The 25,573-nt window shown below is 67.2% G+C and carries 26 protein-coding genes; 20 read left to right on the top strand and 6 right to left on the bottom strand.

What is annotated here, in order from left to right:
* Nucleotides 1–4 precede the first annotated feature (4 nt).
* The 5 genes from puhA to puhE all read left to right on the top strand — a co-directional run bounded on the left by puhA (nucleotide 5) and on the right by puhE (nucleotide 3,843).
* On the top strand, nucleotides 5–760 hold the full coding sequence (gene puhA, locus N4261_RS01065; RefSeq protein WP_261758380.1) for a photosynthetic reaction center subunit H: 756 nt from the start codon (nucleotides 5–7) through the stop codon (nucleotides 758–760).
* Nucleotides 757–1,452: a photosynthetic complex putative assembly protein PuhB gene (puhB, locus tag N4261_RS01060; RefSeq protein ID WP_261758379.1), complete on the top strand. Its 696-nt coding sequence runs from the start codon at nucleotides 757–759 to the stop codon at nucleotides 1,450–1,452. Before puhA ends, puhB begins: the two co-directional genes overlap by 4 nt.
* Before the next feature lie 3 nt (nucleotides 1,453–1,455).
* Nucleotides 1,456–1,929, top strand: a complete 474-nt coding sequence (gene puhC, locus N4261_RS01055; RefSeq protein ID WP_261758378.1) for a photosynthetic complex assembly protein PuhC — start codon at nucleotides 1,456–1,458, stop codon at nucleotides 1,927–1,929.
* A complete protein-coding gene (gene acsF / locus N4261_RS01050; RefSeq protein WP_261758377.1) occupies nucleotides 1,913–2,989 on the top strand; it encodes a magnesium-protoporphyrin IX monomethyl ester (oxidative) cyclase in 1,077 nt (358 codons plus the stop codon). Before puhC ends, acsF begins: the two co-directional genes overlap by 17 nt.
* A 77-nt stretch (nucleotides 2,990–3,066) precedes the next feature.
* Nucleotides 3,067–3,843 (top strand): putative photosynthetic complex assembly protein PuhE, encoded by a 777-nt coding sequence (gene puhE, locus N4261_RS01045; RefSeq protein WP_261758376.1) that lies wholly within the window; start codon nucleotides 3,067–3,069, stop codon nucleotides 3,841–3,843.
* Between the two features lie 72 nt (nucleotides 3,844–3,915).
* Here the strand turns inward: puhE and N4261_RS01040 are convergent, their stop codons facing one another.
* The gene (locus N4261_RS01040) at nucleotides 3,916–4,761 is read right to left on the bottom strand and encodes an AraC family transcriptional regulator (RefSeq protein ID WP_261758375.1); all 846 of its coding nucleotides are present in this window, start codon (nucleotides 4,759–4,761) and stop codon (nucleotides 3,916–3,918) included.
* Between the two features lie 71 nt (nucleotides 4,762–4,832).
* On the opposite strand from N4261_RS01040, the gene N4261_RS01035 reads away from it, so the two are divergent.
* The 3 genes from N4261_RS01035 to N4261_RS01025 all read left to right on the top strand — a co-directional run bounded on the left by N4261_RS01035 (nucleotide 4,833) and on the right by N4261_RS01025 (nucleotide 7,054).
* A complete protein-coding gene (locus N4261_RS01035; protein ID WP_261758373.1) occupies nucleotides 4,833–5,195 on the top strand; it encodes a cupin domain-containing protein in 363 nt (120 codons plus the stop codon).
* 229 nt (nucleotides 5,196–5,424) lie between these two features.
* On the top strand, nucleotides 5,425–5,694 hold the full coding sequence (locus N4261_RS01030; protein ID WP_261760866.1) for a helix-turn-helix domain-containing protein: 270 nt from the start codon (nucleotides 5,425–5,427) through the stop codon (nucleotides 5,692–5,694).
* A gap of 4 nt (nucleotides 5,695–5,698) precedes the next feature.
* Entirely contained in the window at nucleotides 5,699–7,054 is a 1,356-nt protein-coding gene (locus N4261_RS01025) for a type II toxin-antitoxin system HipA family toxin (protein ID WP_435531991.1), read from the top strand.
* Between the two features lie 137 nt (nucleotides 7,055–7,191).
* Here the strand turns inward: N4261_RS01025 and N4261_RS01020 are convergent, their stop codons facing one another.
* The gene (locus N4261_RS01020) at nucleotides 7,192–9,024 is read right to left on the bottom strand and encodes an oleate hydratase (protein ID WP_261758370.1); all 1,833 of its coding nucleotides are present in this window, start codon (nucleotides 9,022–9,024) and stop codon (nucleotides 7,192–7,194) included.
* 302 nt (nucleotides 9,025–9,326) lie between these two features.
* On the opposite strand from N4261_RS01020, the gene N4261_RS01015 reads away from it, so the two are divergent.
* The 4 genes from N4261_RS01015 to N4261_RS01000 all read left to right on the top strand — a co-directional run bounded on the left by N4261_RS01015 (nucleotide 9,327) and on the right by N4261_RS01000 (nucleotide 13,786).
* Complete coding sequence (locus tag N4261_RS01015; protein ID WP_261758369.1) at nucleotides 9,327–10,658, top strand: putative DNA modification/repair radical SAM protein; 1,332 nt, start codon at nucleotides 9,327–9,329, stop codon at nucleotides 10,656–10,658.
* Complete coding sequence (locus tag N4261_RS01010) at nucleotides 10,658–11,527, top strand: TIGR03915 family putative DNA repair protein (protein ID WP_261758368.1); 870 nt, start codon at nucleotides 10,658–10,660, stop codon at nucleotides 11,525–11,527. Before N4261_RS01015 ends, N4261_RS01010 begins: the two co-directional genes overlap by 1 nt.
* A 132-nt stretch (nucleotides 11,528–11,659) precedes the next feature.
* Entirely contained in the window at nucleotides 11,660–13,129 is a 1,470-nt protein-coding gene (locus tag N4261_RS01005; protein ID WP_261758366.1) for a serine hydrolase, read from the top strand.
* Between the two features lie 87 nt (nucleotides 13,130–13,216).
* The gene (locus N4261_RS01000) at nucleotides 13,217–13,786 is read left to right on the top strand and encodes an MOSC domain-containing protein (RefSeq protein WP_261758364.1); all 570 of its coding nucleotides are present in this window, start codon (nucleotides 13,217–13,219) and stop codon (nucleotides 13,784–13,786) included.
* 50 nt (nucleotides 13,787–13,836) lie between these two features.
* On the opposite strand, the gene N4261_RS00995 is transcribed toward N4261_RS01000, so the two are convergent.
* Nucleotides 13,837–14,913 carry an alkene reductase gene (locus tag N4261_RS00995; protein WP_261758362.1) on the bottom strand — a complete coding sequence of 359 codons (1,077 nt, stop codon included), beginning with the start codon at nucleotides 14,911–14,913 and terminating at the stop codon, nucleotides 13,837–13,839.
* A 426-nt stretch (nucleotides 14,914–15,339) separates the two neighbouring features.
* On the opposite strand from N4261_RS00995, the gene N4261_RS00990 reads away from it, so the two are divergent.
* Nucleotides 15,340–16,572, top strand: coding sequence for a right-handed parallel beta-helix repeat-containing protein (locus N4261_RS00990; RefSeq protein WP_261758360.1), 1,233 nt, complete (start codon nucleotides 15,340–15,342; stop codon nucleotides 16,570–16,572).
* Between the two features lie 243 nt (nucleotides 16,573–16,815).
* The gene (locus N4261_RS00985) at nucleotides 16,816–17,670 is read left to right on the top strand and encodes a 23S rRNA (adenine(2030)-N(6))-methyltransferase RlmJ (protein WP_261758359.1); all 855 of its coding nucleotides are present in this window, start codon (nucleotides 16,816–16,818) and stop codon (nucleotides 17,668–17,670) included.
* 108 nt (nucleotides 17,671–17,778) lie between these two features.
* On the opposite strand, the gene N4261_RS00980 is transcribed toward N4261_RS00985, so the two are convergent.
* Nucleotides 17,779–18,420: an NAD(P)-dependent oxidoreductase gene (locus N4261_RS00980; RefSeq protein WP_261758358.1), complete on the bottom strand. Its 642-nt coding sequence runs from the start codon at nucleotides 18,418–18,420 to the stop codon at nucleotides 17,779–17,781.
* Between the two features lie 164 nt (nucleotides 18,421–18,584).
* Between N4261_RS00980 and N4261_RS00975 the strand changes: the two genes are divergently transcribed.
* A complete protein-coding gene (locus tag N4261_RS00975) occupies nucleotides 18,585–19,496 on the top strand; it encodes a LysR family transcriptional regulator (RefSeq protein ID WP_354005393.1) in 912 nt (303 codons plus the stop codon).
* Between the two features lie 66 nt (nucleotides 19,497–19,562).
* On the opposite strand, the gene N4261_RS00970 is transcribed toward N4261_RS00975, so the two are convergent.
* A complete protein-coding gene (locus tag N4261_RS00970; RefSeq protein ID WP_261758357.1) occupies nucleotides 19,563–20,174 on the bottom strand; it encodes a PH domain-containing protein in 612 nt (203 codons plus the stop codon).
* A gap of 352 nt (nucleotides 20,175–20,526) precedes the next feature.
* Between N4261_RS00970 and N4261_RS00965 the strand changes: the two genes are divergently transcribed.
* Complete coding sequence (locus N4261_RS00965; protein ID WP_261758356.1) at nucleotides 20,527–21,201, top strand: CAAX prenyl protease-related protein; 675 nt, start codon at nucleotides 20,527–20,529, stop codon at nucleotides 21,199–21,201.
* A 55-nt stretch (nucleotides 21,202–21,256) separates the two neighbouring features.
* On the opposite strand, the gene N4261_RS00960 is transcribed toward N4261_RS00965, so the two are convergent.
* Nucleotides 21,257–22,042 carry a helix-turn-helix domain-containing protein gene (locus N4261_RS00960; protein ID WP_261758355.1) on the bottom strand — a complete coding sequence of 262 codons (786 nt, stop codon included), beginning with the start codon at nucleotides 22,040–22,042 and terminating at the stop codon, nucleotides 21,257–21,259.
* Nucleotides 22,043–22,179: 137 nt separating this feature from the next.
* On the opposite strand from N4261_RS00960, the gene N4261_RS00955 reads away from it, so the two are divergent.
* The 4 genes from N4261_RS00955 to N4261_RS00940 all read left to right on the top strand — a co-directional run bounded on the left by N4261_RS00955 (nucleotide 22,180) and on the right by N4261_RS00940 (nucleotide 25,571).
* Nucleotides 22,180–23,421, top strand: a complete 1,242-nt coding sequence (locus N4261_RS00955) for an amidohydrolase family protein (RefSeq protein WP_261758354.1) — start codon at nucleotides 22,180–22,182, stop codon at nucleotides 23,419–23,421.
* A gap of 173 nt (nucleotides 23,422–23,594) precedes the next feature.
* Nucleotides 23,595–24,047, top strand: coding sequence for a YiaA/YiaB family inner membrane protein (locus N4261_RS00950; protein WP_261758353.1), 453 nt, complete (start codon nucleotides 23,595–23,597; stop codon nucleotides 24,045–24,047).
* 139 nt (nucleotides 24,048–24,186) lie between these two features.
* Entirely contained in the window at nucleotides 24,187–24,711 is a 525-nt protein-coding gene (locus N4261_RS00945) for a hypothetical protein (RefSeq protein WP_261758351.1), read from the top strand.
* An 89-nt stretch (nucleotides 24,712–24,800) separates the two neighbouring features.
* The gene (locus tag N4261_RS00940; protein ID WP_261760864.1) at nucleotides 24,801–25,571 is read left to right on the top strand and encodes a DUF2145 domain-containing protein; all 771 of its coding nucleotides are present in this window, start codon (nucleotides 24,801–24,803) and stop codon (nucleotides 25,569–25,571) included.
* Nucleotides 25,572–25,573: the final 2 nt, after the last annotated feature.

The raw sequence follows: 25,573 nt of genomic DNA, 5'->3' as shown, positions 1-25,573 counted from the left end.
CTCCATGCAAACCGGTGCCATCACGGGCTACATCGATGTGGCTCAGCTCGTGCTCTACGCGTTCTGGATCTTCTTCGCGGGCCTCATCTACTACCTGCACCGCGAGAACAAGCGGGAGGGCTATCCGCTGGAATCCGATCGATCCCATGCGATCAAGGTCCAGGGCTGGCCCGCGGTTCCGTCGCCCAAGACCTACAAGCTGGCCAATGGGGAGACGGTGCAGGCTCCCAATGCCCGCCGCGATTCGCAGCCGCCGGTCCATGAGGGCGCCTATCGCGGCTCTCCGTTCCAGCCGGAAGGCGATCCGCTGCTGGCTGGCGTGGGCCCCGGCAGTTGGGCCAATCGGGCCGATGTGCCCGACATGACCTATGAAGGCCTGCCCCGCATCGTGCCGCTGCGCACCGCCTCGGGCTTTGGCGTGGCGCCGCAGGATGTGGACCCGCGCGGCCTGCCGGTGCAGGGCGATGACGGGGTCGAGGGTGGCCGGGTGGTGGACCTGTGGGTGGACCGCTCGGAGATGCTGTTCCGCTATCTGGAACTGAAGGTGGCCGATGGACGGCATGTCTTGCTGCCGATGAACTTCGCCCGGGTGCTGCATCACCGCATCGTGGTGAAGTCCATCCTCGGCGAACAGTTCATCCGGGTGCCCGGCACCCGGCACGCGGAACAGGTGACGCTGCTGGAGGAGGAAAAGATCATGGCCTATTACGGTGCCGGCACGCTCTACGCCACACCGCAGCGCCAGGAGCCGCTGCTGTGAGGGCCGTCACCAACCTCGTGAACGTGCTGGCCCCCGCGCACGAGCATGAGTTCGAAGCCGCGCGGGGCCTGCCGGAGGCGCTTCCTGAAGGGGAACGGCAGCTGTGGCAGGGCAGCCCCGATGTGCGGCTGCTGGCCCGTCAGGCGCTGCATCTGGACCTGGTGATCGGCTACTTCGTCCTGTTGCTGGGATGGCGTGCCGTCACCGGCTGGGCCGATGGCCAATCGGCCGGCCAGATCCTGATGGGGTTGGGCGGCATGTTGCCGCTGATCCTGCTGGCGACCGGGCTGCTGGGCAGCATCGCCTGGCTGATGGCCCGCACCACGGTGTACACCGTCACCAACCGGCGGGTGGTCATGCGCGTGGGCATCGTGCTGAGCATCAGCTTCAACCTGCCCTTCTCGCAGATCCTGTCGGCCGGATGGCGCCCCCGCGGGCGCGGCGGCGACATCGTGCTGAGCCTGGGCGGCTCCGACCGGATCGCCTACCTGCACCTGTGGCCCCATGCGCGCCCCTGGCATCTGCGCCGGACTCAGCCCATGCTGCGCGCGCTGGCCGACGCCCCGGCCATCGCTGCGCTGCTGGCGCAGGCGCTGAGTGAGGCGCAAGCCGATCGCCAGACCTTGCCGCAACGGGCGGTGCCGATGGATGCCGGCAGGCCGGCGGCCCGTCCTCTGCCTCAGGCGGCCTGAATCATGAGCACCGCATTGACCAGCAAGTTGCCTGCCCTGCCCCTGGCCGCCCTGGGCGCGCTGGTGCTGGTCAGCGTCCTGGGCGTGGGGGCCGTGCGCATCGCCGGGCTGAGTGCCCAGCAGCAACCGGATGCCTCCACCCTCGCCACCCGCCAATTGCGCTTCGAGGATGGGGCCGACGGCAGCATCGCCGTGCGCGACGCCGGCAACGGCGCGCTGCTGACCACCATCGCGCCCGGGACCAACGGCTTTCTGCGCAGTGCGATGCGCGGCCTGGTCCGAGAGCGCAAGCGCCAGGGCCTGGGGCCGGAGCGCCCCTTCGAATTGCTCGGCCGTGCCGACGGCCGCCTGACCCTGGTCGATCCGGGCACCGGCCGGCGCATCGACCTCGAAGCCTTCGGCCCCAGCAATGCGGTCGTGTTCGCCCGCCTGCTGCCCGCCACCTCACCAGGAGCCGATCATGTCGCTCAGCGCTGAACTGCAGACCCCCGAGGACGCCGCCCGGCTGGCCAAGGCCGAAACCATGCTCACGCCGCGTTTCTACAAGACCGACTATGCGGCGATGGACCGGCTGGACATGGACCCCATCCGCGCCGAATGGGACGCGATGATGACGGAGTACCAAGGCGACAACAACCATGACCACTTCACCCGCACGCCGGAATTCAGCGCGGAGGCGGCGGCCTTGTCGGCCAGTTGGTCGCCCAAGCTGCGGCGCGACTTCCAGGACTTCCTGGTCAGCTCGCTGACCAGCGAATACTCCGGCTGCGTGCTCTACAACGAGATCGCCAAGAACGTCAGCAATCCGGACATCAAGCAGCTGATGCGGTATCTGACGCGCGATGAGTCGCGCCATGCCAATTTCATCAACCAGTCGCTCAAGGACTTCGGTCTGCAGGTGGACCTGGTGAATCTCAAGCGCACCAAGGCCTACACCTACTTCAAGCCCAAGTACATCTTCTATGCCACCTACCTGTCGGAGAAGATCGGCTATGCGCGCTACATCAGCATCTACCGGCAGCTGGAGCGGCATCCGGAGCGGCGCTTCCATCCGATCTTCCGGTGGTTCGAACGCTGGTGCAATGACGAGTTCCGCCACGGCGAATCATTCGCGCTGATGATGCGGGCCCAGCCGCATCTGCTGCGCGGCGGGAACAAGCTCTGGATCCGCTTCTTCCTGCTGGCCGTCTACGCCACGATGTATGTGCGGGACCATACCCGCCCCTGGCTCAGCGAAGCGCTGGGCATGGACCCGACCGACTACGACTACCAGGTGTTCGACATCACCACCGAGATCGCCCGCCAGGTCTTCCCGCTGAGCCTGGACACCGACCGTCCCGCCTTCCGCGCGGGCATGACCCGGCTGTGCACCATCGCCGCCGCCAACGACCGCGCCAAGGCGCGCGGCGGGCTGCTTGGCAAGCTGCAGCAGGGCTGGTGCGCGGTGCAGGCCACCTGCTGCTTCGCCCGGTTGTACCTGCTGCCGGTCAAGACCCATGAGCTGCCGCGCGAGATGCGCGTGGCCCCGAGCTGGTAGGCCGGCACCTGCCGCACCGCCAGACCGCCGTACCGCCGTACCGCCTCTCAACGATCGTCCATTCACGGAACTGCGCCATGCAACACGGCTGGCCTGCCCTCTACACGCTGGTGCTGTGGTGGTTCAGCACGGGGGTCATCCTTTATCTGAACGGCCTGCCCCGGTCCACCCATCCGTGGACGATGGCGGCCGCCACGGTGCTGCTGGGCATTGCGCTGATCGGGGTGTCGGTGACCGCGGCGGACACGCGGGTCACCGGCGCCTACCTGGCCTTCACCGCCGCGCTGACCGTCTGGGCCTGGCAGGAGATCGGTTTCCTGCTGGGCTATGTGACCGGCCCCCGCCGCCATGCCTGCCCGCCGGGTGCCACCGGCTGGCGCCGGGTGGGACATGCGGTGATGGCGATCCTCTATCACGAGCTGGCCTTGGTCGTGCTCGGCCTGGCGGTGCTGGCGCTGACCTGGGGCCAGCCCAACCAAGTGGCGACTTGGACCTTCGGCGTGCTGTGGCTGATGCGGCTGTCGGCCAAGCTCAATGTCTTCCTGGGGGTGCGCAATCTCAATGAGCAGTTCCTGCCCGAGCATCTGCGCTACATGCACAGCTACTTCCGCCAGCGCTCCGGCAACCGGCTGTTCCCGATCAGCGTGATTGCGGTGACCGGGCTGACCGCCGCGGCCTGGCATGGCGCGGTGGCCGTGCGCGTGGACGCCTTCGATGTGACCGCCTGCAGCTTCGTGGCCATGCTGCTGAGCCTGGCCCTGCTGGAGCATGGGTTCATGATGCTGCCGCTGCCCAGCGAGCGCCTGTGGGATTGGGGCATGCGATCACGTGCGAGGCCACGACCGTCCGAATGAGGACGCCCATCGCTGCGAGCCTCGGCGGCCGATGGGGCGCTTGCGGCGATCGGAGGCAGGAAGGCTGCGGGCTCAGTCCCGCCGCATCTGCTGGAGCCACCGCGCCGGAGACACGCCCATCGCGCCCTTGAAGCGCCGGCTGAAGTGGCTCTGATCGGCAAAGCCACAGGCGACCGCCACCTCGGCAGCAGGTTCTCCGTGGAGCAACATCCGTCGTGCCTGAGACAGCCGCACCGCGTTCAGCCAGACATGGGGCGGCACGCCGTAGTGCCTGGTGAAGGCGCGGCTGAAATGCGCGCGGGAGAGCTGGGTCATTGCCGCCAGCTCTGCGATCGCCACATCGCGATGGAAATTGGCGGCCAGGTAGTCCCGCGCCAGGCTCATGCGCCGAGCGCCCGTGGACGCCACTGCGAGGTCGCTGCGGGCCCGTTCGCCGTGCCGGCGCATCAGCGCCGAGAAGAACGCTGTCACCAGCTCCTGACCGCGCAGCGTCTCGCCCGGCTGTTCAATCGCCGCGACCGCCGCCACGAACTGCCGCGCCAGATCCGGATCTCGCGCCACGGGCGTGCTGAAGTGGCGCCCCAGCAGGAGGTGGGCGTCCGGGTCGCTGTTGCCGGTCATCGTCTCGATGGGCACGTACAGCATCGTGTAGCCGAATCCCTCTGGGGCACCCTGGTGGCCATCGTGTGCCTGATCGGGATTGAACAGGATCAGGTCCCCCGGCAGACTGACGCGGAGCGCGCCGCCGCAGTGAAACGACTGGACGCCCGAGGTGGTCAGCGCAATCGAAAAGCGCTCGTGGCTGTGCCGCTCGAACCGATGCGTCTTGAAATGGGCCCGCATGAGGGTGATGTCCAGCACCTCACGTGCGGCGTAATCGACCCAATCCGAGGCTGTTGAGCGGGAGCGACCGGCCATGCAACAAGTGTACAAGCCGGCCCTCGCGGCGTTGGGCACAGTGGCGGGCTGCATTCACTCCAGGAGATTCCATGACGCTGCCGCAAGCGATTGATCTGCAAGCCAAGTTGGCGACTTTCGAAGGCCACTGGCAACCCAGTACCGTCAGCGTGTTCAACGGGCACGATGTGATGGTCGCCAAGGTCGGGGGTGAGTACCAGTGGCATGTCCATCCGGACAGCGACGACTTCTTCCTGGTGCTCACCGGCACGCTGTGGATCGACCTGCCGGAAGACCAGACGGTCGAGCTCCGGCCCGGGCAGCTCTATGTCGTTCCGAAGGGCGTGCCGCACCGTCCGCGCGCCGATGCGGAAGCGACGATCCTGCTCATCGAGCCGACCGGTGCGCCGAACAGCGGGGATGTGGCGACGGCCACGCCGCGCAGGGTGATCTGAACCGGACCGCGCGGTTTGAGGGGCAACGCCGGACGGGCCATCTGCTCGATGGTGCTGAGCGACGGGAGCGAAGGTGGCGACGGCTCGGCTCGATGCCCGATGCCCGATGCCCGATGCCCGATGCCCACTGCCCGATGAAACAGCCTATAAGCTGTTTATTGCTTTTACAGGTTTTGAGCTGTATTCTCGGTATACAAATCAAATGCTGTATCTAGACAGCTGCAGCGCTATGCCCCAATTCATCGTCCGCACCTCTGAACAACTGGCCCCGCTTTTACAGGCGTTTCGCAAGCAAGCCGGGCTTACTCAGCGCGAGGTCGCTCTTCGGTTGGGTGTCACTCAGCAAACCTACTCCGCGCTTGAGCGCAACGCGGATACGGTCGGCGCGGGGAGGCTGCTGAAGCTGTTGCACATTCTGGGCGTGGATTTCGTGCTGGGCGATCGAACGCCCGCATCCCTCCAAGAGACTCCGCCAGATTCCGATACGCCCCGTTGGTGACCACATGGGACGCCTCTCGCAGACACGGTCACTCGAGCTCTGGATGAATGCCGTTCATGTCGGCACGTGGCGTCTTGCGCCGCACGCGCCGGATACCCTCCAATACGACCCGGCATGGGTCGCGTCAGCGCAAGGGCGCCCCCTGTCTCTGTCCTTGCCATTCACGCCAGGCAATGTCCCGCATCGCGGCGCACAGGTCCATGCGTACTTCGACAACCTGCTCCCGGACAGCAAGGAAATCCGCGATCGCCTGGCCCGACGTTTTCAGACAGGTTCGACCAATGCCTTTGAATTGTTGAGCGAGATTGGTCGCGACTGTGTGGGTGCACTCGAAATTCTTCCAGAGGGAGAGGTTTCCGCTGGAGCCTCGGCCGTGCTGGCCGACCCATTGACGGATGCCCAGGTCGCCCAGGTGCTGCGCGATGCGACCACCCCGCCCACTGCGCAGCAGGGCGACGAGGACGACCACTTCCGCATTTCCATCGCTGGCGCACAGGAGAAGACGGCGTTGCTCTGGCACGAGGGACGGTGGTGTCTGCCACGAGGCCACACCCCCTCCACACATATCTTCAAGCTGCCGCTGGGACTGATTGGCGGCATGAAACTGGACATGAGCCGGTCTGTCGAAAACGAATGGCTGTGCGCATTGATCCTGAGGGAATTCGGCCTTCCCGTCGCCAATTGCCGGCCCATGGTGTTCGAAGACGTCCATGCCCTGGTGGTGGAACGATTCGACCGCGTCAGGTGGCCGTCCAAAGCCGGCGGCCACCGCCTGATTCGGTTGCCGCAGGAGGACATGTGCCAAGCCATGGGTGTCCCACCGGACGCCAAGTACGAAGCGGACGGCGGTCCAGGGATGGATCGCATCCTTGATGTGCTCGCGGGTTCCATCCATCGTGAGCAGGACCAACGCAATTTCTTCAAGGCGCAGTTGCTCTTCTGGATGCTCTGCGCCACCGACGGCCATGCCAAGAACTTCAGCTTGTTCCTGAACCCTGCCGGCACCTACCAATTGACGCCGTTGTATGACGTGCTTTCCGCCTACCCGCTGCTTGGAGAAGGCCCCTCAAAGATCTCACCCCACAAAGCCAAGATGGCGATGGCGGTCAGATCCAAGAATGCGCACTGGAAGATGCGAGACATCTTGCGCCGTCACTGGGTGGCCCTGGGGTCCAGACATGGGGTGATCAACGACGATGGGCAGCAAGTCCAGTCCTTGATCGATGAAGTGGTCGCGCGCACGCCCAGTGTGATCAGCGCCGTGCGCGCCGCCCTGCCCAACGACTTTCCGGAAGCCGTGGCCGGCGCGATCCTGGACGGTGTGCAAGGCGCTGCACATCGTCTGGCGAGCCAGCGCTGAGGTTCACGCCGGCGTGCCTCCATCGACGCCGCCTCGCCAGTTCAACGACCCCGTACGCCGGATCCCCGCGACGCAGCGCCTGATCCCAGCGCCCTTCCATCGCCGGGTGACCCGACAGTCCAGGCCCATCGACGCCTTCAGGAAGATCGGTCCTCGTCCACCAGTTGGTACGCCCGCAGCAAGGCGCCGATCTCGGTGCCCTCGAGCTTCTTCATCAGCAGGTTCTGGATGAACGACGGCCCGGGCAGCGAGAGGCCCTTGCCGTCGCGCAGCGGCTTGACCGCCGCGAGCAGCGTGCGGATGTCATAGGTGGAGTTGAAGACCTCGGGCACCCCACGCTCCACGTCGAGCAGCGTGTAGACGGCCTCCATCGCGGTCCGCACCGAATATTCGGTGGTGAAGATGCAGTCGCGCTCACGGGTCTCGGCGAACTGGCCGATGAATGCGAAGTTCGCGGCCCCATGGGGCACGACATCCGGCCGGTCGCCCGCCTGGCGCGGCATGAAGAAGGCGGTGATGTAGGGCATCATCACCGGCACCGTCTTCGCGCCGGTCGCGGCCAGCTCCGGGATGTCCGCCTCCGGCACACCCAGGTGGTAGAGCCATTCCTGGGTGATCTCCTCGCCGGTGCAGTCCTGCATCGGCTTCTTGACATAGTCGCCGGGCTTCTCGACAAACAGCGAATAGAACCAGACCACGATCTGGTCCTTCGGCTGCTGCTTGAAATGCGGCTGGCGATTGACCGTCCAGCTGCACAGCCAGGACGAATCCTTGACCGTCACAATACCGCCGCTCACCACCTTGCCGCTGAAGGGATCGCGCCGGGTGATGCGCCGGATGTACTCGGGGATGCGCGCGTCCAGCGTGGTGATGGTGGCGGACTGCCACTTGGTCTGCGGAATGTGCGCGCCGAACACGTCCGGACGGCCGAAGGCGGGATCCTTGGCCGCGATCCGGCGCCAGAGATCCCACGCAGGCGCGGGGCCGGTCTTCAGCACGGCCGGCGTCTGGTGGTCGCCGTTGTCGGAGTTCTCGGTCAGTGAGCCGATCGTCATGAAGACCAGATCATCCGGTCCCAGGTCCACACCGCCGGCCTGGCCTTGCTCGATCCAGTGCAGCCGGGTGGCCCGCTTGCGAGCCGGGGCACGAACGTCGTCCGCGACCAGGTCTGCAGCGACGTCGTCAGCGCTGGCGACATCGACATCAAAATCGACATCGGTGACCTCCACGCCGTAGCGGAAGTTCACCCCGCGCGCCTTCAGCCAGGTGACCAGCGGGAGCACCAGCGACTCATACTGGTTGTAGCGGGTGAACTTCAGGGTCGAGAAGTCCGCCAGGCCGTGCAGGTGATGGATGAAGCGATGCAGGTACAGCTTCATCTCCAGCGCCGAGTGCCATTCCTCGAAGGCGAACATGGTGCGCCAGTACAGCCAGAAGTGGCTGTCCAGGAAGCTGCGGCCCAGCACCTCGTCGATGCGCTTGTTCTCCATCTCCTCGCGGGTGGCGAAGAACAGCCGCAGCAGGTCCTTCTGGGCGGCATCGTCCAGCGTGAGCAGCGCCTTGTCAGGCACATCCTGACCCTGGTTCTGCGTCGCCCGCTGCAGCGAGACGTTGGGGTCGCTCTTGTTGAGCCAGTAGAACTCGTCGAGCACGCTGGCGTCTTCGATCTCCAGCGACGGGATGGAACGGAACAGGTCCCAGAGGCACTCGAAATGCGACTCCATTTCGCGACCGCCACGGATCACGAAACCCCGCTCGGGCTCCTTGAGGCCATCGAGCGCGCCCCCCGGCAAGGACAGCTCTTCGAGGATGGTGATGCGGTCGCCGGCCATGTGGCCGTCCCGGATGAGAAAGGCGGCTCCGGCCAGCGACGCCAGCCCGGAGCCGACAAACCAGGCCGTCTTGCGCTCGACGCCGGCAGGCTTGCGTGGACGAACGAACGCTTCGTAATTGCCGCTGCTGTAATGCATGCTTCTTGATCCCCTGATGGATGACCCGCCCCCGCCTTGGCGGCCATGAGGCCCGCGCGGCTGCGCAGGCATCGATGCCTCAAGACCCAGCGCTTGTTGTGCTTGATCGGCCGCTCGTTCGGCTGCCGTGCTGGGTGATCCCACTGTAGGCGGATCGAGGTGAAGCGGGATTGACGCGCGTGTCCCCACACCCCGTGCGATTGACCCGACGCAAAGACCGCATCGACGTGCAGTCTGCTGACATCAATCCAGGAGTCCGGCTGTATATTCATACAGTCTTCAGCAGTTCCCCACGCAGCCTCATGGACCTCCAACGCAAGCTCGCCATCCTGGCCGATGCGGCCAAGTACGACGCCTCGTGCGCGTCAAGCGGCACCGACAAGCGGGACTCACGCGGCGGCAGCGGCATGGGATCTTCGGGCGGGATGGGCATCTGCCACAGCTATACGCCGGACGGCCGGTGCATCTCGCTGCTGAAGATCCTGCTCACCAATCACTGCCAGTACGACTGCCTCTACTGCGTGAACCGATCGTCCAGCAACGTGCCCCGGGCCAAGTTCAGCGTGGAGGAAGTGGTGACGCTCACCCTGGACTTCTACCGCCGCAACTGCATCGAAGGCCTGTTCCTCAGCAGCGGGATCGTGAAGAGCCCCGACTTCACGATGGAGCTGCTGGTGGAGGTGGCACGGGTGCTGCGCGAGACCCACGACTTCCGCGGCTACATCCATCTCAAGACCATTCCCGATGCCAGCGAGGACCTGCTGCGGCGTGCCGGCCTCTATGCGGACCGACTCAGCATCAATGTCGAGCTGCCGACGGACACTGGCCTGAAACAGCTGGCGCCGGAAAAGGACACCGCCGCGATTCACCGTTCGATGGGCCGGCTGCGGCTGCACATCGACGACGCCAAGGCGCAGCGCAAGGCCGCAGCCGCCGTGCCGATCCGCGTGCTGCCCGGTGCATCCACCCGTCCGGCGCGCCCACCTCGGTTCGCACCCGCCGGACAAAGCACCCAGATGATCGTCGGCGCCGATGGCAGCGACGACCGCAGCATCCTGCAAAGCAGCGCCACGCTCTACCAGCGCTTCCGCATGCGCCGTGTCTACTACTCGGCCTTCAGTCCGATCCCAGACGCCTCCCGCGCACTGCCGCTGCAAGCACCACCGCTGGTGCGCGAGCATCGGCTCTATCAAGCGGACTGGCTGATGCGCTTCTATGGCTTCGACCATCAGGAGATCGTCGACGACGGCACCGGCTTGCTGCGCCTGGACGTGGATCCCAAGCTGGCCTGGGCGCTGGCGCATCCGGAGCGCTTTCCGGTGGACCTCAACCACGCGCCGCGTGAGCTGCTGCTGCGGGTTCCCGGGCTGGGCGTGGGCTCGGTCGACAAGCTGGTGGCGGCTCGGCGCGCGCGTCGGCTTCGTGCGGAGGACCTCTCGCAGCTGAAGGTGCCCACACGCAAGGTGCTGCCGTTCGTGGTGGTGGACGGTCATCGGCCGAGCGGTGCAATGCCGAATGGCGCAGCCATCGCCACCTCGCCGTCTCACCCTGCGCTGGCACAGGCCACCGCCGCAGGCGCACCGCTCCGGACGGTGGCGTCCGCACCGGTTCCGATGCAGATGGGGTTGTTCTGATGATCCGCGTGCAACTGAACGGTCCCATCGATCTGGACGGCTTCCGGCAAGCGGCGAGGCGCCTGGTGGCGGCGGGCGCGACACCGGACGAAGTCAGTTGGCGCACCGACGAGGAGGCCCCCACGCTGTGGGACGCGGCCGACGACGGACTCGACGCCCCGGGTGATGCAGACGCGCTGACCGCTTGCGCCGATGACGCGGTGAAGCGCTCGACGATCCGGGTGCCGGCCGACTTCCTTCGGCTCTGCCAGGCCACGCTGCTGAACCGGGATCCGCAGCGGTTCGACCTGCTGTATCGGCTGCTGTTCAGACTTCAGCAAGACGGCGGCCGATGGGACCCGCTGGATCCGGAACGCCGCCGCGCCGAGCAGTTGGCGCGGGAGGTCCGTCACGAGATCCACAAGATGCATGCCTTCGTCCGATTTGTGCCGGTGCAGGACGACGACGGCGAACGCCACGTCGCCTGGTTCGAACCCGAACATCACATCGTGGAGGCCGCGTCGCCCTTCTTTGCGCGGCGTTTCGCGAACATGCGCTGGGCGATCCTGTCGCCGCGGTGCTCGGTGTCCTGGGACGGCCGTCAGCTGATGACCGGACCGGGGGCCCGCCGCGAGCAGGCGCCCACGCCGGACGCGGGCGCGGCGCTGTGGCTCACCTACTACCGAAGCATCTTCAATCCGGCGCGCCTCAAGATCGCGATGATGGAAAAGGAGATGCCGCGCCGCTATTGGCCCAACCTGCCCGAAGCCGCGCTGATCGAGCCCCTGATCGCCGAAGCCGCCCAGCGGACCCAGACCATGATCACCGCCGATCCATCCGAGCCGAGGCGGATTCGGGCGATTCCGGCGGCCAGGCGCGGGGCGAGGTGAGTGCCGTGGTGATCCTGGGCTGACCGCGATGTCAGCGCCAAGCCGCCATCGCCATCGCCCTACACTGCCTTCCCGACACGCCACCACGTCGCCGATACCCGGCGAGCGGCTCAGCGTGAGGGAGCCTTCGTCATGACAGACATCAGCCGGCGCACGGGTCTGCGCGCCACTGCGGCACTCACCGCCGCCACCCTGTGCGGACCGATGCGCGCCTGGGCGCAATCTGCCTCATCCGCCTCGCCTGCCCCTGCGGACAAGGCCAGCGCGGCAGACCCTGCGGCCTCCTCCGCCAAACCCGAGCCCCAGCGCAGCGGTCCCGACGGCGCATTGCTCGCCACACGTCTTCAATACCAAGGCGTCGCCCTGGCCTCGATGCGCATCCGCGACGGCGCCACCACCTTCAGCGCCGCGACGGTGCAGGGCACCCTCCCCGATGACCAGACCTTGTTCGAGCTGGGCTCCATCACCAAGACCTTCACCGCGCTGCTGCTGGCCGATGCGGTCACCCGCGGTCTGATCAAGCTGGACGACCCGGTCGAAACGGTCCTGCCGGATCGCCTCCAGCTCCGCGACAGCCTCGATCAGCCGATCCGGTGGGTCGACCTCGCCACCCAGCGCTCCGGGCTGCCTCGGTTGCCGAGCAATCTGGATGTGCAGGCCAACACGAAGGATCCGTATGCCACCTACGACTGGACGCAGATGGCGACGTTCCTGTCTGGCTGGAAGTCCGCCAAGCCCCGGGACACGGCCTACGAATACTCCAACCTCGGCTTTGGATTGCTGGGCCAGGCGCTGGGTTTCCTGCAAAAGCGCGACTACGCCAGCCTCCTGCGCGAACGCGTGCTGGCGCCGCTCGGCCTGACGAACGACCTCTTTCTCTCGCCGCCGACCGGCCGACGCTTCCTGGACGGCCACGATCGCACCGGTCGCCCGGTAGACCACTGGACCTTCCGCCCGGCCATGGCGCCGGCCGGCGCGCTGCTGGGCACCACCCGCGGCCTGGCGCGCTACGCCCAGGCGGCGATGGGCCAATTCGAGCATCCGTTGAAAGAGGCCTTCAAGCTCTGCCTGCGCAAGCACGGCGCGCGTGACCTCCCGGGCTCCGGCATCGGACTGGCCTGGCAGGGCGCGCTGTTGCCCGGTCGCGTGGCCTTCAACCACGACGGCGCCACCTTCGGCTTCAGCACCACCCTGTGGCTCGATCCGACCAAGGGCAACGCCTCCGCGGTGCTGTCCAATGCCGCCATCGGCGTCGTGGACCTGGGACTGCATCTGATGGAGCCGCAGATTCCGCCGTCCGACCTGTCGCTGACCATGCAGACGGCGATCACCCTGCCGGCTGAAGCGCTGAAGCCGCTCGCCGGCGTCTATGCGCTGTCGCCATCGATGAAGCTGACGGTGCAGGTGGACGGCGGACGGCTGTTCGCCCGCGCCACCGGACAGCAGGCATTCGAACTCTTCGCCAAATCACCGCTGACCTTCTTCGCCAAGGTCACCCCGTTGGAGATCGTGTTCGAGCCCGGCGACACCGCCGATGCCGCTTCGCCCGCGCTGACCATCAAGCAGGCCGGGCGGAACACCCGAGGAGTGCGCGAACCCTGATCGGCAAGGCACCGCTTCGGGAGGGGCACCCGGTTGGGGCAAAGCCCCCTGCCGGTGTCCGCTTCCGACATCCCGGAGAATCGCCGCATGCAAGTGATCAGCCTCAACATCGCGCCCACCGAAACCCTGACGGTGGGCGGCAAGAAAATGCGCAGCGCGATTCGCAAGCGTCCAGTCACCCAGGCGCTGCCCGTGCACCCGCTCGGCCTGGAGGGCGACGAACAGGCGGATCCGCGCTATCACGGCGGTCAGGCCAAGGCGGTTTACGCCTACCCGTCGGAGCACTACCCGTTCTGGCAGACCGTGCGCGCCCAGGCGCAGATGGCCGACTGGGGCGGTCCGCTGCCGTGGGGGGCGATGGGTGAGAACCTCAGCCTGCAGGGCTTGCTGGAAGGCAATGCCTGGATCGGCGATGTGCTGGTGTTTCCCGACTGCGAGCTCGCCGTCAGCGAACCGCGCTATCCCTGCAGCAAGTTCAATGCGGTGATGGGCTTCAGCAAGGCCTCGAAGATGATGGTGGAGAGCGGCTGGTGCGGCTTCTATCTCGCGGTGCGTCGTCCCGGGACGATCGCCGCCGGGCAGACCTTCGAGATCCGCCCCGGCCCCCGGGACATCACCATCGCCGAAGTGTTCCGCGCCAAGGCGAAGAAGACGTAGGGCGGCCGGCACATTGGGGACCGATCTCGGCGATCGATCCCCGTGAGCGATCAATCCGCCAGGGTCGGATAGTCGGTGTAGCCCTCGGCGCCGCCGCCGTAGAACGTGGCGGAGTTGGCTTTCTCCAGCGGCGCATTCAGCCTGAGGCGACGCACCAGGTCCGGGTTGGAGATGAAGCTGCGACCGAAGGCCACCGCATCGGCACGGCCCTCGGCGACCGCCGCCAGCGCCATCTCACGGGTGTAGCCGTTGTTGGCGATGTAAGGGCCCTTGAAGCGCTCGCGCAGCGCGGCGTAGTCGAACGGCGCGACATCGCGCGGACCGCCGGTCTGCCCTTCGATCACATGCAGGAAGGCCAGCTTCATCGGCGCCAGTTGCTCCGCCACATGGTTGAAGAGCGCCTGGGCATCGCTGTCCTGACCGGCGTCATTGACCGGCGTGACCGGCGACAGCCGCAAGCCAGTGCGATCGGCGCCGATGGCGTCCACGATCGCCCGCATCACCTCCAGCAGCAACCGGGCCCGGTTCTCGATCGAACCGCCATAGGCATCGGTGCGGTCATTGACGCTGTCACGCAGGAACTGGTCCAGCAGATAGCCGTTGGCGCCGTGCACCTCCACCGCATCGAAGCCGGCGGCCATGGCGGCCTTGGCCGCATGGGCATAGGTCTGCACGATGCCGGGCAACTCCTCCAGCGCGAGCGCGCGCGGCGCGGTCACATCGACAAAGCCGTCCTTGGTGAAGGTCTTGCCTTTCGCCGGCCGGTCGGTGGACGACAGCGGCTGGGCGCCACCGGGCTGGAAGTCCGTGTGGGAGATGCGGCCCACGTGCCACAGCTGCACCGCGATCTTGCCGCCGGCCTCGTGCACCGCATCGGTCACCGGCTTCCAGGCGGCAATCTGCTCGTTCGAATAGATCCCGGGCGTGTCCAGGTAGCCCTGGCCCTCGGGCGAGATCTGGGCGCCTTCGCTGATGATCAGTCCGGCGCTGGCGCGCTGGCGGTAGTACTCGATCGCCAGCGGGCCCGGCAGCAGGCCGCGAGAGCGATTGCGGGTCAGCGGCGCCATCACGATGCGATTGGCCAGGGACACGGCGCCGAATTGGACGGGATCGAACAAGTTGGGCATGACGTTGGATCGAAAACGATCGGTTGAAAAAGAGAAGGGACAAGCCCGTCGACGCGGTCGAGTGGCCTGGCAGCGGCCGCCTCGTCCGGTCCGACGGATGGATTGGCTTGCAGCTTAACCATACCGCCGACTCGGTGTTGAACCTGCGCGACAGCCCGGAATCGGGCTGTGGGCTTGTCTCAGGCGCCGTGACAGCTGGGTCCGCTTGGCTACACTCGCCGCGTCCGCGCCCGGTGCCGCGCAGGCTTTGCGCCTGCCTGCGGCCACGCCGCGCGCCCGCTGCGCCCCTGGGCCCGGCGCCGCTTGTCGCCCTCCATCGCCATGTCCGGTCGCTCCCCGCCTGCTTTCCCGCCAGACGCTGACCTTGCCGATCGACTCGCTGGCCGAGTTGCGGGGCAGCTTGGCAACCGACTGGCCGACGGACGCTTGGCCCCGGGCGCCCAGGTGCCGGGTGACGCAGACGCCCTCACCACCCGCCGAGGGCTGTGCAAGGGCCTGGGCGTGCTGGTGCCGCTGTCGCTGTTGAAGCTGACGTCCGTCCAGGCCCTGCCGACACGGCCCGAAGCCACCGCAGCGCCGAAGGTGTTGAAGGTGCTGAAGGTCGGCCCCCAGGAAGCCATCCGCACGCTGGCCGCGGCCGCCGCACAGGCCGAGGCTGGCACCGTCATCGAGGTGCGCGCGGGCGACTACCCGGGCGACGTGGCCGTCTGGCCGCAACATGACCTGACCCTGCGCGCGGTCGGCGGTCGGGTTCGGGTGATCGCCAACGGCGCACACGCGCAAGGCAAGGGGCTGTTCGTCTGCACCGGCGACCGTCAACGGATCGAAGGCTTCGACTTCATCGGCGCCCGGGTACCGGACCGCAACGGCGCGGGCATCCGGCTGGAGCGCGGTTCGCTGAGTTTGCGGGACTGCCGGTTCACCGACAACGAGAATGGCCTGCTCAGCGCCAATGATCCGTCGATCACGCTGGACATCGAACGCTGCGAATTCGGCCCCATCGCCCCCGGTGAAGGCCGCACCCACAACTGCTATGTGGGCGCCATCGGGCGGCTGAGCGTCACCGGCAGCTACTTCCACCACGGTCAGTCCGGTCACCTGCTGAAAACACGGGCCGCCGTGAACCACATCTTCTACAACCGGCTCAGCGACGAGACCGGCCGCGCCAGCTTCGAACTGGAGTTCCCGAACGGCGGCCTGGCGCTGGTGGTGGGCAACCTGATCCAGCAGAGTCCCTCCACCGACAACTTCCATCTGATCGCCTACGGCAACGAGGGCCTGGCCGGCCCGCGCCATGAGCTGCACCTGATCAACAACACGCTGATCGATCGGCGAAAGGCCGGCGGTGTCTATCTGCGCGCCGCGGCCGGCATCCAGAAGGTGCGGCTGATCAACAACCTGCTGGCCGGCAAGCAGGAACTGAAGCCGGGCGCCGGGTGGGAGCAGCACCACAACTACTTTGTGAACCTGGACAGCTTCATCCACGCCGATCAGCTCGACGCCCGCCTGCGCCTGGACTCGCCACTGTTCGGGCGGGCGGTCGATCCGAGCTCGGTCGACGGCATCTCCCTGCGGCCGACCCGGCAGTACCAACACCCCTGCGCACTGGCCGACGTGCCGCCCGGGACGCCCTACAGCCCCGGCGCGTTTCAGGTCTGAGCTCGCCCGGGACAGCGGAACAGCGGGGAACACGGGACGCCCGTGATACCCGCGTGACCGGGGTGACGCGGGTGACCCGGAACATGGGCCCGAGCGCTGGCACGCCCCGCCGCCACGCCAAGGGCCGCCTCGCTGCACCGCGAGGCGCCGGGCGGAGAAATGTCGCGGAAGCGGGCAGCGGGCCTGGGCGCGGGTCGCGCCCGCGCTGGTGGCGCCGAACCGATCGCAGGTACAGTGCCGACCATGCTCGCTTATCGACACGCTTTCCACGCCGGCAACCATGCCGACGTGCTCAAACACCTGGTGCTGGCCGAGGTGCTCCGCTACATGGCGGAAAAGGACAAGGCCTACACCCTGGTGGACACCCATGCCGGCGCCGGCGGCTACGCCCTGGATGGCCGCTATGCCCAGAAGAATGCCGAGCATCTGGGCGGCATCGCCGCGCTCTACAGCCGCAAGGACCTGCCCAAGCCGCTGCACGACTACGTCGAGCTGGTGCGTGAGTTCAACCAGAACGGCCCGCTGAAGCAATACCCCGGTTCTCCGGCCATTGCCTACATGCTGATGCGCGAGCAGGACCGGCTGCGCTGCTATGAGCTGCATCCGACCGACCAGCGCATCCTGGCCAGCTACCTCGACGAGCGCCCGAACACCCAGGTCCAGCAGCAGGACGGTTTCGCCGCGCTCAAGGGCGAACTGCCGCCGCCCTCGCGCCGGGGCGTGGTGCTGATCGATCCGCCCTACGAGATCAAGGCCGACTACGGCAAGGTCATCGCCACCCTGCGCGAATCGCTGCAGCGCTTTGCCGACGGCACCTTCCTGATCTGGTATCCGCAGCTGCAGATCCTGGAATCGGCCCAGTTGGTGCAGCGGCTCAAATCCGCCACCGAGCCCATCGCCAAGAAGGGCTGGCTGCATGTCCGCCTGAGCGTGGCCCAGGCCGACGAACGCGGCTTCGGCATGATGGGCAGCGGCATGTTCGTGGTGAACCCGCCCTTCGTGCTGCACGACAAGCTCGCCGAATGCCTGCCCACCCTGGTGGACACCCTGGGCCAGTACGACGACGCCAACTACCTGCTGGAACAGCAGACCGCCTGAACCCGGCGCCCTTTCGGGCCTGGCCGATCCAGGCCCCAGCCTGCCGACGGCCTCAATGACACGCGCGCCCCGAGAGGCGCGCGTTTTTCATGAGCCCGAGGCTTTGGATCAATAGCCGACGGTGAACCGACGACGGATGTGCTGCGGGCGCTCCAGCTCGTCGACGATCGCCACCGCCAGATCAGCGGTGGAAACATGCGCCGGGCCGTTGGCGTCCATCACCGGCGTATCCAGGCTCACCCGGTAGCTGCCGCGGCGCTCGCCCGGCTCCAGATGCACGGCCGGGGAGAGGAAGGTCCAGTCCAGCGAGGTTTCCAGCCGGATCAGGTTCAGCGCTTCGCGCGCGGCCAGGGCGCCGGCCTTCCACTGCTCGGGAAACTCGGGCGTGTCCACCAGTTGCACCCCCGGTGCCGCATAGAGGCTGCCGGCACCGCCGACCACCAGAAAGCGCTTCACACCGGCGCGCTTGACGCCGTCGAAGGTGGCGCGGGTGCCGGCCAGGAATTCGTCATGGAGGTTCGGCACGCTCCAGCCCGGGTTGTAGGCGCTGACCACCGCATCGGCGCCCTCCACCGCTGCGGCCACCTGCTCGGCATGGCGGACGTCAGTCTGGCGCACCGTCACACCCTGTTGGGCGGTCAGCTTGGCCGGATCCCGGGCCAGGGCGATCACCTCGTGACCGCGGGAGCGCAATTCCTTGAGTACTTCGGTGCCGACAAAGCCAGTGGGTCCGATCAGGGCGACTTTCATGAGGATCCTTTCTTGACTCGCTGGCCTCCATGAACGGCAGGACCGGTGGCGGGTCGTTGGGTGAATGACGAGGTAAATCGATGGCGGGACTTTAAGAACTTCACAATCGCCGCAGAAGTCCTCAAAATCGACCTCCATTCTTTAGCTCATCTACACAATCCTCGATGCTGGATCAATTGCGGCGCATGGCGGTGCTGGCCACGGTGGTCGAACAGGGCAGCCTGGTCGCGGCGGCACGGCAGCTGCAGACCACCACTTCGGCCGTGAGCCAGCAACTGCGGGCCCTGGAGCGCGACATGGGCGTGACGTTGCTGCATCGCTCCACCCGGCGCATCGGTCTCACGCCGGCGGGCGAACGTTTCGTGCAGGGGTGCCAGGCCATGCTGGCCGCCGCGCGCGAGGCGCAGTCGCAGCTCCACCATCTGCGCGACGCACCGGAAGGCGAGCTGCGGATCAGCGCGCCGGTCGGGTCGGCGCGGCAGATCGGTCCCGCATTGGCGCCCTTGCTGACCGCGCATCCGGGCTTGAGCCTGTACCTGGAGGTCGACGATCGATTCACTGATCTGGTGGCCCAGCGCATCGATCTGGCCGTGCGCTTCGGCCGCTTGCCGGACAGCCACTGGGTGGCTCAGCGCATCGGCCAGAAGACGATCGGCCTGTATGCCGCGCCGTCCTATCTGGCGCGGCGCGGCGTGCCCACGTCCATGTCCGACCTGACCCAGCACGACTGGGTGGCCCTTCGCTCCGACACCGGCGCGGTGCGCGGCCTGGTGCTGCGCGGACCGGACGGCCAGGAGGACCTGCTGCGAGTGGAGCCACGCGCGAGCAGCAACAATCAGCTGAGCTTGCAGCAGATGTGCGAAGCCGGCCTGGGTCTGGCGATGCTCAGCCCGGACGATGTCGATGAATCACAGGCCCAGGGCCGGCTGCTGCCATTGCTGCAGGGCTGGTCGCTGCCGACGCTGCCGGTGCATGTGATGACGCCGCAACGGGATGCGCAACCGGCCAAGGTGAGGTATGCAATCGAGGCGCTGAGGATGGCGTTCTCCGGGGTGGCCGGCACGGCCGCGCGATAGCCTGTCCATCTCGGGAGCCAAGCGCGCCCACGGGGCCGTTGCCAACCGGCCCCCAGGACGCAGGTTTCAGCTGCGCAGGTACTTCTCGAACACGTCGCCGAAGTCGCGCTTGTGATAGCGGTCCAACGCCATGGTGTTCACCGCGTGCAGCAGCGCCTGGTAGTGCTTGACCAATGTGGCTTCGCTCTCCACCTCGGTGATCTTGTGCATCGCCCCCAGCGCCTGCAGGCACGGCAGCACATTCTCGCGGGCCTGCGCATTGCGATGCTGGATGCGCCCGATGGTGTGCAGCGCCTTGTAGATGTCCTTCAGCTGTTCCAGCTGGTTCTTGCGAACGTCGATGCTGAAGGCAGGGACATCCAGCAGCGTGAACTTCAGCTCGACGTCGCGATCGATCGTGCCCGCAGTCTCGATGGAGACGTTGTCAATGAAGTGGTGGCTGTAGTCATAGCGACGGATCGCCCGCTTGGACGACACGGCCGAATCCCCATCGACATGAATCAACGCCAGGTTGGTGAAGCAGTATTCATCCTTCTTGGACTTGATCAGGAAGTAGATCTTCTCGTTGTCTTCATGGAAGAGGTAGTCGTCGGCATCGACCTTGTCGTAGTCCTGAGGGGAAACAATGATGCCGAGATCGCTCAGACCGAGGGCCTCGGAGGCGAGACGCTTGAACATGGACACTCCAAACCGTTGAGTCGCGATGCGACGGACCGCTCATCAGCCCGCCGATCGGCGGCGCTGGAGCTCGCTGCATGTTGTCCATGTCGTCATTCGGACGCCACCCCCCCTCGGTGGGCTGGACATCAGGCGACCGTGCTGCGTAAGCGGCCAGGCATCGAGATGACCGGTGGCGCCTGCCCCGGCGGTGCCATCCTTCGAAGAATCCTGCGCCCGTTTCAGGCTGAACCATCGCCGTCGCCTGCACTTCCGTGGACAGCGGGCGACAGCCGGCATCGCCTGCGTGTCACCCCCTCATCCGGGGCGGCCGGTTCGATCAGCAGGGCGACCGCCCGGCCACAATCGCCCCATGCCACTGAACCAAGCCGCCTGGGCCCGCATCGTCCCATTCGCTCTCTTCATGCTGTTGCTGGCGCTGCGGGGCGCCGTTGCTCCCGACAACGCCTGGGGCGTCGACGCCCGCTGGCTGTATGGGCTGAACCTGGTCGTGGTCGGTGCCGCCCTGGCTTGGTATTGGCGAAGCTACGGCGAATTCGCCCGGCAGAACCGCCCCAGTGCGGCCGAGGCCGGGCTGAGCGTCCTCGTCGGCCTGGCCGTGTTCGGACTCTGGATCACGCTGGATGCGCCCTGGATGCAACTCGGCGAGCCCACCGCTGCCTTCATCCCGAAGACCGTCGCGGGCGGATTGGACTGGCCGTTGATCGTGGTGCGCTGGATGGGTGCGGCCTTGCTGGTGCCGGTGATGGAGGAGCTGTTCTGGCGCAGTTTCCTGATGCGCTGGATCGCCAGCCCGCAGTTCGAGGGTGTCGACCCGCGGCGGGCCGGCCTGCGGGCCGTGGTGATCTCCACCTTCATCTTCATGCTGGCCCACACCCTCTGGCTGGCCGCCATCGTCGCCGGGCTGGCCTATGCGCTGCTGTATCTGCGCACCGGCAAACTCTGGTGCGCCGTGATCGCCCATGCGGTGACCAACGGGGTGCTCGGCATCTGGGTGGTCATGTCCGGTCGATGGGAATTCTGGTGAAGCGTCCGGTCGCAGCCGCCGTGCGCCGGGCCGGATCTGGAATCGGCGGCTGAGATCAGCCCGTCGCTCGACCCGCCGCACTGCCCTTGAGCGCCTTGATCACGCCTGCGGGCCGCTGCAGGTGGCGGAAGCGCTCGAACAGCCAACCGCGCATGCCCATCACCAGCGTGAACTGACGCCGCTCGGCGTCGGGCAGCTTCTGATCCAGCAGGTGCTGGCGGGCGAAGTCCTCGGCCACCCGCTGCAGGCGGTCCCGCAGCTCGCGGGCCATGCCGGGACTGAGCTGGCCATGGACCAGCATCAACAGTTCGCCGTCGCCGTCGAAACCGCCATCGAAGAAGTCCTGCATGACGTTCTCGCGGAAGAACTGCATCACCGGGCCCTGCGGCCGCCAGCGGAAGGTCTTGGCCACCTGCAAGCGGTAGCGGTTGAGCGGCCGCAGCTCGATGATGCCCAGGCGATCGAGCTGGGCCAGCGCCCGGGTCACCTCGGCTTCGGTGAGGCGATAGGTCGCCACCACCTGCTCGAAACTCCACTGGCTCAGGCAACAGATGGCCATGAGCAACAGCTTCTCGTCCGCGACCACCTCGCGCTCTTGCTGCAGCGTCAGCTCGCGCCGCAGGGATTGATGCTGCGCCAGGCGCTGCGACAGCTCGGCGAAGTCGGTCTTCAGCACCCGGCAGATCTCGTCGATGCGTGACAGTGGCATCTCGCCGCCGGTGAACATGCGCTTCACACTGGATTCGGACAAGTCCAATTCACGCGCCAGTTGCGCATAGCTGAGGCCGGCGGACTTGAGTTCCGCCTTGATCAGATCGATCAGGGTCTGTGTGCTTGCCATGGCGCGCAACGGTAGCGCAGATTGCGCCCGCCGGGATCGTCTGGCGCGCCTGCGCCACGCAGATCGAGTCCCCTCCCGCCCGCGTGGCGAGCATCGCGACCGCCTCCACCACGTCGGTCTCATGACCGCCCTTCCCGATGCTCCGTCGACGTCATCTCCTGTGCTGCGCCGCGCTCGCCGGCACCGGCCTGTTCAGCGCCCTGGCCCATGAGGCCGGTCCGCTGGTGAACCCCTGCGACGATCCCTCGCCGCCGCGATTCAACGAGGTGCCCGCCGCCTGGCTGGACGAGGTCTGGGAGGGCCTGGCGCCCGACCAGCTCTGGGATGTGCACACCCACCTGCTGGGCACCGGCGATTCGGGCTCGGGCTGCTGGGTGGATCCGAGGCTGTCGCAGTGGTGGCATCCGATCGAACATGTGCGACAACGGGCGATCCTCAATGGCGCTTGCGTGCCACCTGATTCGGCGGAGGTCGATCGGGCCTATGTGCGACGCCTCACGCAGCTCGCGGATGCGTTTCCTACCGGCGCGCGCTGGCTGCTGTTCGCCTTCGATGAAGCCCTCGATGCGCAGGGGCAGCGTCGGCCGGACTGGACCACCTTCCATGTGCCCGACGCCTACGCCCGCCAGGTGGCGGCGGCGCGGCCTGATCGCTTCGGCTGGGTAGCTTCCATCCATCCGTATCGGGAGGATGCGCTGGAGCGGCTGGACCGCGCACTCGCCGACGGCGCGCTGGCGATGAAGTGGCTGCCCAGCAGCATGGGCATCGACCTGCGGGACGCCCGATTGCGCCCCTTCTACGACCGGCTGGCCGCCACGCGCCTGCCGCTGATCGTCCATGTGGGCGAGGAACACGCGGTCCCCGGCGCCGGCCAGCAGGCGCTGGGCAATCCGCTGCTGCTGCGGGAGCCGTTGCGCCATGGCGTCCGGGTGATCGCGGCGCATTGCGCGTCGCTGGGTCAGGCGATGGACCTGGATCTGCCGCGGGCCCGACCGGTGCCGGCCTTCGACCTGTTTGCCCGCCTGATGGACGAGGCCGAGGGCGGCGAGCGGCTGCTGGGGGATGTGTCGGCGCTGTTCCAGTTCAACCGGCGCGCGGAGGTCTGGCGCCAGGTGCTGTCCCGCCAGGACTGGCACGACCGTCTGCTGCACGGCTCCGACTATCCGCTTCCCGGCGTGATGCCGCTGGTCCGGCTGGACGGCCTGGTGCGCGCCGGCGTGCTGGACGCTGCGGACGTGGCCCCGCTGGCGGCGCTGCGGCGGCACCATCCGTTGCTGTTCGATCTGGCGCTGAAGCGCCGGGTGCAATGGCGGGGCCGGCGGCTCGGCCCGTCGATCTTTGCCACTGCCAGGCATTTCTCCACGGTGAACCGGGGGTAGCACCGGTCGCTACCGGGCCGGGCGCCGGGTGATACTGAGCGCCATTCCTGAGGCGGGAGGGCCGGTCGGCCACGAAGATCACACCCATCGATCCCCACGACGTTCCAGGCGCCCCACGGCGACCGGCGATCCGGACGGGACGACTTCACACCGCTCTCAGGAGGACCTTCACCATGAACCGCAACACTCGCGACACCTCAGCCTGGCGCTACCAGGTCTGGATTTCCTTCGGCATCAGCGTCACGCTGTGCGCCGTCGGCCTGGCTTGGCTGCCGGGCGCGGACCTGGATCGGGCCTTCATGGTGATGGGCTATGTGTTCTGCCTGTCCACCGCCTTTGCGCTGTCCAAGTTCATCCGGGACAACCAGAACGCCAAGGTCGACACCCCGATGTGGGGCCTGGTGGTCTGGAGCGGCTTCGCGCTGGCGATGTCGCTGACCGCCTGGGGTCTGTGGCGCATGGAGATCCAGCCGGTCTGGAAGGCCTACTTGCTGGTGAGCTGGTTCTACCTGATCTCCAACGTCTTCACCTTGGCCAAAATGCTGCGCGATGCCCACGACGCCGATCTGATGGACGCCCGTCTGCAGGGTCGCCGCGAAGCCGCCACCCACGGTCACACCGCCTGAGAGACAGGCCATGAGAACCACCCGCTCCGCCCACCCGACAGACCGCACACGGCCCACTGCCCTGCCAAGCCCGACGATCCCCCCCACCCCGACGCTCCCAGGAGCGGATCGTGGTCCCGATTCACTGCAAGGAAGCCTCATGTCTTCGCTCCGTTCGTCCACGCCGGTCCCGATGTCTGAGGCCCTGGCAACCGACCGGTTGCCGCGGTCGGCCATGGAGGCCATGGCTTCGCTGCGCGCCACCGCCGGGCTGCTGACCGTCGCGCTCGGCTTGGCCTTCAGCCAGCCGGCCGCCGCCCATGGCAACCCCAGCGAGGCCAGTGCCACGCTGTCGATGCTGCCGGTGGCGATCTCGGTGATGGCGCCGGTGGCGGTGCTGTCGGCCGGTGCGGCCTTTGTGGTGGTCGCGGTGGAATCGACCGCCAAGGGCACCGTCTGGGTGCTGCAGCGGGCCTCGGACGGCGTGAAGGTGAGCGTCGAGTTCGCCGCCAGTGCGGTCTCGGGCGTGGCGGTGTCGGTCGGGACGGCGATCACGGTGTCGGTGATCGGCACCGGGGTGGTGCTGTCCGCGCTGGGCAACGCGATCGCGTTCATCCCCAACGAGATCGGCGCCTCGCTGCTGCACAACGAGCGCGTCACCGGCACGCAGCGCGTCACGCGATGAGCCGCTGGATGCCGGTCCTTGCCACGGGTGGCGCGCACGTCGGGTGGTCGGGCCGGCCGGTCGCCCTGACTGCAGCCTTGGCATTGGCCATGGCCCTGGCCGCGGGATCGGCCCAGGCCGGGCGGCCCTGCGACGACAAGCCCCTGACCACCCAGCAGATGCGCCGCGGCATGAACCTGGCGCAGGCGACCGCGCAGGCGCTGGACGGCAGCGGGGCGAGCGTCGTGCTGCTGGCCCGCGCCGGGCAGGATCTGAGCGAATACGGCCTGCGCTGGTCGCATGTGGGCTTCGCCTATCGCGACACGAGCGCCGAGGACCGTCCGGTCTGGCGCGTCATGCACAAGCTCAATCAGTGCGGCACGGCCACCTCCGACCTCTACCGCCAGGGGCTGGGCGAGTTCTTCATGGACCGTCCGCATCGCTACGAGGCCGCCTACGTCGTGCTCCAGCCGGAGCTGCAACAGGCCCTTCTGCCGGTGCTGAAGGACAACGCCCGTGTGGCCTCGATGTATGCCGGTCCCTACAGCATGGTGGCGTATCCGTGGTCGCAGCAATACCAACAGAGCAACCAGTGGGCGACGGAAACCCTGGCCGCCGCCGCCGCGCCGCGGGAGGTCTTCAATCGCGGCCAGGCGCAGGACTGGCTGCGCCGACAGGGCTATCAGCCCAGCGACCTGCGGCTGTCCACCGCCAAGCGACTGGGCGCTCGCATCGGGATGGCCAATGTCGCCTTCGACGACCATCCCAGCGCCCGACGCTTTGCCGGTCACATCGAGACCACGACCGCAGACACCGTGTTCAGCTGGCTGAAACGCGCGCAGCTGGGCGGCTCGCCCCAGTTCATCAGTGAGCCGCCATGACA

Source organism: Roseateles amylovorans, from assembly GCF_025398155.2.
GTDB lineage: Bacteria > Pseudomonadota > Gammaproteobacteria > Burkholderiales > Burkholderiaceae_C > Roseateles > Roseateles amylovorans.
The sequence above is the reverse complement of the archived record's forward strand: the minus strand, read 5'-3'. Positions and strand labels throughout refer to the sequence as shown.

Excerpts from the sequence above, each read along its gene's own strand:
- N4261_RS01035 (WP_261758373.1), top strand. The coding sequence starts at position 4,833 with ATGACGCTGCCGCAAGCGATTGATCTGCAAGCCAAGTTGGCGACTTTC.
- acsF (WP_261758377.1), top strand. The coding sequence starts at position 1,913 with ATGTCGCTCAGCGCTGAACTGCAGACCCCCGAGGACGCCGCCCGGCTG.
- N4261_RS00955 (WP_261758354.1), top strand. The coding sequence starts at position 22,180 with ATGCTCCGTCGACGTCATCTCCTGTGCTGCGCCGCGCTCGCCGGCACC.
- puhA (WP_261758380.1), top strand. The coding sequence starts at position 5 with ATGCAAACCGGTGCCATCACGGGCTACATCGATGTGGCTCAGCTCGTG.
- N4261_RS00980 (WP_261758358.1), bottom strand. The coding sequence starts at position 18,420 with ATGAAAGTCGCCCTGATCGGACCCACTGGCTTTGTCGGCACCGAAGTA.
- N4261_RS01015 (WP_261758369.1), top strand. The coding sequence starts at position 9,327 with ATGGACCTCCAACGCAAGCTCGCCATCCTGGCCGATGCGGCCAAGTAC.
- N4261_RS00945 (WP_261758351.1), top strand. The coding sequence starts at position 24,187 with ATGTCTTCGCTCCGTTCGTCCACGCCGGTCCCGATGTCTGAGGCCCTG.
- N4261_RS00995 (WP_261758362.1), bottom strand. The coding sequence starts at position 14,913 with ATGCCCAACTTGTTCGATCCCGTCCAATTCGGCGCCGTGTCCCTGGCC.
- N4261_RS00940 (WP_261760864.1), top strand. The coding sequence starts at position 24,801 with ATGGCCCTGGCCGCGGGATCGGCCCAGGCCGGGCGGCCCTGCGACGAC.
- N4261_RS01000 (WP_261758364.1), top strand. The coding sequence starts at position 13,217 with ATGCAAGTGATCAGCCTCAACATCGCGCCCACCGAAACCCTGACGGTG.
- N4261_RS01030 (WP_261760866.1), top strand. The coding sequence starts at position 5,425 with ATGCCCCAATTCATCGTCCGCACCTCTGAACAACTGGCCCCGCTTTTA.
- N4261_RS00985 (WP_261758359.1), top strand. The coding sequence starts at position 16,816 with ATGCTCGCTTATCGACACGCTTTCCACGCCGGCAACCATGCCGACGTG.
- N4261_RS00950 (WP_261758353.1), top strand. The coding sequence starts at position 23,595 with ATGAACCGCAACACTCGCGACACCTCAGCCTGGCGCTACCAGGTCTGG.
- N4261_RS01005 (WP_261758366.1), top strand. The coding sequence starts at position 11,660 with ATGACAGACATCAGCCGGCGCACGGGTCTGCGCGCCACTGCGGCACTC.
- N4261_RS00970 (WP_261758357.1), bottom strand. The coding sequence starts at position 20,174 with ATGTTCAAGCGTCTCGCCTCCGAGGCCCTCGGTCTGAGCGATCTCGGC.
- N4261_RS00965 (WP_261758356.1), top strand. The coding sequence starts at position 20,527 with ATGCCACTGAACCAAGCCGCCTGGGCCCGCATCGTCCCATTCGCTCTC.
- puhE (WP_261758376.1), top strand. The coding sequence starts at position 3,067 with ATGCAACACGGCTGGCCTGCCCTCTACACGCTGGTGCTGTGGTGGTTC.
- N4261_RS00960 (WP_261758355.1), bottom strand. The coding sequence starts at position 22,042 with ATGGCAAGCACACAGACCCTGATCGATCTGATCAAGGCGGAACTCAAG.
- N4261_RS01025 (WP_435531991.1), top strand. The coding sequence starts at position 5,699 with ATGGGACGCCTCTCGCAGACACGGTCACTCGAGCTCTGGATGAATGCC.
- N4261_RS01010 (WP_261758368.1), top strand. The coding sequence starts at position 10,658 with ATGATCCGCGTGCAACTGAACGGTCCCATCGATCTGGACGGCTTCCGG.
- N4261_RS01040 (WP_261758375.1), bottom strand. The coding sequence starts at position 4,761 with ATGGCCGGTCGCTCCCGCTCAACAGCCTCGGATTGGGTCGATTACGCC.
- N4261_RS00975 (WP_354005393.1), top strand. The coding sequence starts at position 18,585 with ATGCTGGATCAATTGCGGCGCATGGCGGTGCTGGCCACGGTGGTCGAA.
- puhC (WP_261758378.1), top strand. The coding sequence starts at position 1,456 with ATGAGCACCGCATTGACCAGCAAGTTGCCTGCCCTGCCCCTGGCCGCC.
- N4261_RS01020 (WP_261758370.1), bottom strand. The coding sequence starts at position 9,024 with ATGCATTACAGCAGCGGCAATTACGAAGCGTTCGTTCGTCCACGCAAG.